At 34.1% G+C, this 3,535-nt stretch carries 4 protein-coding genes; 2 read left to right on the top strand and 2 right to left on the bottom strand.

The features are described 5' to 3' along the window. Positions 1 to 282: 282 nt before the first annotated feature. On the bottom strand, positions 283 to 642 hold the full coding sequence (locus ACSVDA_RS24590; RefSeq protein ID WP_214481017.1) for a helix-turn-helix domain-containing protein: 360 nt from the start codon (positions 640 to 642) through the stop codon (positions 283 to 285). Positions 643 to 970: 328 nt separating this feature from the next. Between ACSVDA_RS24590 and yugI the strand changes: the two genes are divergently transcribed. Continuing rightward, positions 971 to 1,369, top strand: coding sequence for a S1 domain-containing post-transcriptional regulator GSP13 (yugI, locus tag ACSVDA_RS24585; RefSeq protein ID WP_320209506.1), 399 nt, complete (start codon positions 971 to 973; stop codon positions 1,367 to 1,369). Positions 1,370 to 1,554: 185 nt separating this feature from the next. Here yugI and ACSVDA_RS24580 read toward each other — a convergent pair whose 3' ends face one another. Next, a complete protein-coding gene (locus ACSVDA_RS24580; protein WP_320209505.1) occupies positions 1,555 to 1,788 on the bottom strand; it encodes a DUF378 domain-containing protein in 234 nt (77 codons plus the stop codon). Positions 1,789 to 2,214: 426 nt separating this feature from the next. Here ACSVDA_RS24580 and ACSVDA_RS24575 point away from each other — a divergent pair, with 426 nt between their 5' ends. Beyond that, positions 2,215 to 3,378, top strand: a complete 1,164-nt coding sequence (locus tag ACSVDA_RS24575; RefSeq protein WP_485887030.1) for an iron-containing alcohol dehydrogenase — start codon at positions 2,215 to 2,217, stop codon at positions 3,376 to 3,378. Positions 3,379 to 3,535: the final 157 nt, after the last annotated feature.

The raw sequence follows: 3,535 nt of genomic DNA, 5'->3' as shown, positions 1-3,535 counted from the left end.
TTACTTCTAAATCTAAAGGCAATACTAGTTGATTCATGATATAATTTTTAAACATAAGGACCCTTCTTTCGGATGAAATTTGGTGTGGTAACTTTATTTTATCAGAAGTGGTCCTTATTGTAATTCAAAAATAAACAAAGCCGGTGAAATTTTACTCGTCGTAAAATTTCACCGGCTTTTTCATATCAGAGTTGGGTTTTGTCCCAGCCTCTGAATATATTTTGCTCAAGTTAATAGCCCGTAGTATGTGTTCAAGTACTGTTATAATCTATAGTCATTTTGTTATTTCTGTTCATATTTTATATCATAAAGCATTTGCATCACTTTTAAGAAATCTTCCTCGCTAAATTCTTTTGCTTTACGTAATATGAGCTTTGATTTTTCAGTGCCAACTTCTTTTATAAGGTGCTCAATTTCTTCGTCAAACCCAGAATTTATTTGATAAATTTGTTCTAACAGTTCTGGTGCTGGGATATCTAGTACAGTTGATATTTTTAGTATTGTTTGGGTGTCAGGGAGTTGTGCACCAGATTCATATTTCTCAATCGTACCAGTACCGACACGAATCTTCATTGCCAATTCCCGTTGGCTTAGCTTCTTTTGCATTCTGTACATTTTGATGTTTGATCCGAGTGTACCCAATTTAGCTCCCTCCTAGCACATTCATTTCTTATAAATATTTTACCATGATTGAAAGTAAAAAAATCACTATAAATATGAATATTTAGTGATTAAATGTAGGTGTGATTTTTAACGAGTGTAAAGGCTTCAATTAGGTAAATCCAAAACATATTAGTTATAGATGAAGAATACGACTAAAATGGTTTTCTTTGTTATGCTCATATTTTTAGTCCAATTTGCAAATTATAAAAAAATAGATAGAAAATTTGCTTTGAGGTAACTTATTGTTTATGATATAATGTTTAATTGCGTATAAACGAAATAAGAATATCGGTTTAGGAGTGTTTTCATGTCTGAAAAATTTGCAATTGGAAGTGTTGTTGTAGGTAAAGTTACAGGTGTTCAACCTTATGGTGCGTTTGTTGCCTTAGACGAAAATACACAAGGGTTAGTTCATATCTCTGAAATTACTCACGGGTATGTAAAAGATATTAATGACCATGTGAAGGTTGGAGACGAAGTTAATGTTAAAGTTCTATCCATTGATGAGGCAGCAGGTAAAATAGGGTTATCTATCCGTGCGACGCAAGAGGCACCTGTTGAAACTGAAAAACCTAAAAAGCCTAAAAAACGTCAAATACAAATGCCAGTAACGGAAATGGATGAACAACAAGGCTTTAATACTTTAAAAGAGAAACTTGAGGAATGGATTGAACAGTCTAAGCGCGAAGATTTAATAAAAAAATAAACTCCGCATAAGTAAACTTGAGTATTTGTGAATCTTGTGGGAGCTCTATCCATTCGATTGAAAGATCCCCTCGTTATTAATGTGGGGATCTTTAGTCATAAAAACAGCTAAGGTCATATCAAAAAATCGCCTACCTTTCAAGGCGATTTTTTTGATTTAACATAAGTTTCATGTTATAAGCTGTATCATCTAGTCGTTCTAGGTTCGGTACTTGTTCCAAATTCCTCAGAAGGCTTGAATAATATCCCTAAATTAATGAGGCCTGCAATTCCAACGATACCAAAAATAATTCTTGAAAGAGCGGAAGCTTGCCCATTAAAGATTGCTCCAACTAAGTCGAATTGAAAAAATCCAATTAGCCCCCAATTAATAGCCCCAATAATAGTAAAAACAAGTGCGATTCGTTGCATAGTACCCATAATATATTGCCTCCTTTTTATCTTAATTAATATATATTTTGGCGTATATAAGGAAAAATATTCATGATCTTTAAATTTTTTTATTTGACTGTTTGCAAATGCGTTGTAAATATAGATGTCGTTGGCATCTTTCCTTTTTTCTCTATACGATGATACCGTATGCCTTACTTTGCTGTTCTAATTTAATAATATAAGCAGCAAAGTATACGAGAAGGGTCTTAAATTAATAACAATGGCAGCAAAGTTTATGAATAAGGCATTCTTAAAAGATAAGTATAATTGTAGGGATCATTTCACTATTTTAGAGTGAAAATCTTTCACTATACTTTCTCGAAACGGTCGGATGATTAGCCTTGTCATGGACTGAGCAGGGAGCTTGCGATTTTGTATTCCTTAAATCATAATGTTAGTGAAAGGAAGGATGTTATGAATAATTTCACGTTTTTTAATCCAACAAAACTAATTTTTGGTAAAGATCAATTAGAACAATTGAAAACAGAAATACCTCAATATGGAAAAAAAGTACTTCTTGTTTATGGTGGGGGAAGTATTAAGCGCAACGGTATTTATGAAAAAGTTACAGCAATTTTCTCAGAGATTGGTGCTGAGTTTGTTGAATTAGCAGGGGTTGAACCGAATCCACGTGTATCAACAGTAAGAAAAGGTGTGGAGATTTGTAAGAATGAAGGTATTGAATTCATATTAGCTGTAGGTGGTGGCAGTGTAATTGATTGTTCAAAGGCTATTGCAGCAGGTGCGAAATATGATGGAGATGTATGGGATTTTATGAGCAGAAAAGCAGTACCTGAAGCTGCTTTACCATTAGGGACTGTGTTAACACTTGCAGCAACTGGATCAGAAATGAACGCAGGTTCTGTAATAACAAATTGGGAAACTCAAGAAAAGTATGGCTGGGGAAGTCCTTTAGTATTCCCTAAATTCTCCATTCTTGATCCGACCAATACATTTTCAGTGCCAAGAGATCAAACAATTTATGGTATGGTAGATATGATGAGTCATGTATTTGAGCAATATTTTCATAACGTTTCAAATACACCTTTGCAAGATCAAATGTGTGAAGCAGTACTAAAAACTGTCATCGAAACAGCTCCGAAACTGCTTGACGACTTAGAGAGCTACGAGCATAGAGAAACGATATTATACAATGGTACGATTGCCTTAAATGGTATGTTAAGCATGGGTTATCGTGGAGATTGGGCAACTCATAATATTGAGCACGCTGTATCAGCTGTATACGATATTCCACATGCAGGTGGTTTAGCAATTTTATTTCCAAACTGGATGAGGCATGTCCTTGATGAAAATGTAGGTAGATTTAAACAATTAGCGATTAGAGTATTTGAAGTAAATCCAGAAGGTAAGAATGATCGTGAAATTGCATTGGAAGGCATTGATAAACTAAGTGCATTCTGGTCAAGTATTGGCGCACCTTCACGACTTGCGGATTATGACATTGATGACTCGAATCTTGAAGTAATGGCTGAAAAAACTGTTGTTTATGGTGATTTTGGTAATTTTAAAAAGCTAAACAAAGAGGATGTATTAAGCATTTTAAAAATGTCACTATAATATATTAGTTAAAAAATCAATGAATAGAATAAATAAGTTTGAGGCTGGGACATAACTAGCCTCAAAAAGTGAAAAAGGTGAATTTGAGCGAGCTCAAATTCGCCTTTTTCTATTTAGAGTGGTAGTGCCTCTATTATCCTATTTGTTGGCAGTGAGT

The sequence above is a fragment of the Cytobacillus sp. Hm23 genome, assembly GCF_051842895.1.
Lineage (GTDB): Bacteria > Bacillota > Bacilli > Bacillales > SM2101 > Nanhaiella.
This window is presented reverse-complemented; position numbering and strand designations above follow the sequence as displayed.

What these genes read in the sequence shown, in the direction of transcription:
- yugI (WP_320209506.1), top strand. Translation starts at nt 971, where the DNA reads ATGTCTGAAAAATTTGCAATTGGAAGTGTTGTTGTAGGTAAAGTTACA.
- ACSVDA_RS24580 (WP_320209505.1), bottom strand. Translation starts at nt 1,788, where the DNA reads ATGGGTACTATGCAACGAATCGCACTTGTTTTTACTATTATTGGGGCT.
- ACSVDA_RS24575 (WP_485887030.1), top strand. Translation starts at nt 2,215, where the DNA reads ATGAATAATTTCACGTTTTTTAATCCAACAAAACTAATTTTTGGTAAA.